Here is a 1,236-nt window from a genome sequence, read left to right as displayed (position 1 = left end):
GATCAAAAGATCGCAGCCTTCGGCAGCTCCTGCATGGGGTGGTGTGCTTCCCTGTAGGAGCTGCCGAAGGCTGCGATCTTTTCGGTTTTCCATAAAAAAGCGCTGCCATCCCGGCAGCGCTTTTACCAATCCTTGTTGTTTTTCTTATCCTTGCATCACAGCCCACAACGCTTCCAGTTCGGCCTCGCTGAACAGGTCAGCGGGATAGCGCTCAATCATCATCCGGCGCGGATCAGGTTCCCTGATCTGACGCGTTCCATTGGACTTCAAAAAGTGCGCGACAATCTGGAGCGATTCGCCGTTTACGGCCATGGGATGCAAATTCCGCTCGCTGATTACGTTCACTTCGGCGTTCATTTCAGCGCTCTCTCCCCGTTCGTGAGCGGCTAAGTTATCCAAGGTATATGACAGAACTGTTGAAGTTCCCCCCCTCCCTAGTGCGCGTTAACCGATACAAGAGCTATGCCAAGGTGTCCGATTTGGCGACAGGCGGATACGAAGAAGCCCGCGGTCCAGCAGGACCGCGGGCTTCTTCGCACCCATCGCAAAAAACTTGCAGCCCGGGTGATTTATTAATCAACTCAGGCTGTTACGTCTCAACTCACTCTTTGTGCGGGGCTGGCTGCTGTTGGGTAAGGCAGTGGATATTGCCGCCGCCCAGTAACAGTTCGCGGCCCGGCACCATCACCACTTCGTGCTGCGGGAACAGCTTCTGCAGGATTTCCCGCGCAGGCGCATCCATCGGATCGTCGAAGCTCGGCGCGATGATGCCGCCGTTGACGATCAGGAAGTTCACGTAGGAACCCGCCAGGCGCACGGATGGGTTGCGCTCCTGCGTACCGTCCACCGGATCGACACCGGCGCACTCTTCTTCGGTGGCGTACAGCGGCCCCGGAATCGGCATCTTGTGCACCGTGAATGGGCGGCCCTTGGCGTCGGTGCTGCTTTGCAGCACGTTCATTGCGGCCTGGCAGCGCGGGTAATTCGGATCCTGCGGATCGTCGGTCCATGCCAGCAATACTTCGCCCGGGCGCACGTAGCAGCAGAAGTTATCCACATGGCCGTCGGTTTCGTCGTTGAACAGGCCATCCGGCAACCAGATGATCTTATCCACAGACAGATTGTCGCGCAGCACCGCTTCGATCTCTTCGCGCCCCAGATGCGGATTGCGGTTGTGGTTGAGCAGGCACTCTTCGGTGGTGATCAGCGTGCCTTCACCGTCGACGTGAATCGAAC

2 protein-coding genes are annotated in these 1,236 nt (G+C 57.8%); both read right to left on the bottom strand.

The features are described 5' to 3' along the window. Positions 1–144 precede the first annotated feature (144 nt). A complete protein-coding gene (locus tag HT737_RS17250) occupies positions 145–357 on the bottom strand; it encodes a hypothetical protein (protein WP_041071305.1) in 213 nt (70 codons plus the stop codon). A 244-nt stretch (positions 358–601) separates the two neighbouring features. Next, the coding region (locus HT737_RS17245) for an agmatine deiminase family protein (protein WP_182403409.1) at positions 602–1,236 on the bottom strand (635 nt) is incomplete at its 5' end.

Source organism: Pseudomonas sp. MD195_PC81_125 (assembly GCF_014060985.1).
GTDB lineage: Bacteria > Pseudomonadota > Gammaproteobacteria > Pseudomonadales > Pseudomonadaceae > Aquipseudomonas > Aquipseudomonas parakoreensis.
This window is presented reverse-complemented; position numbering and strand designations above follow the sequence as displayed.

Excerpts from the sequence above, each read along its gene's own strand:
- HT737_RS17250 (WP_041071305.1), bottom strand. The coding sequence starts at position 357 with ATGAACGCCGAAGTGAACGTAATCAGCGAGCGGAATTTGCATCCCATG.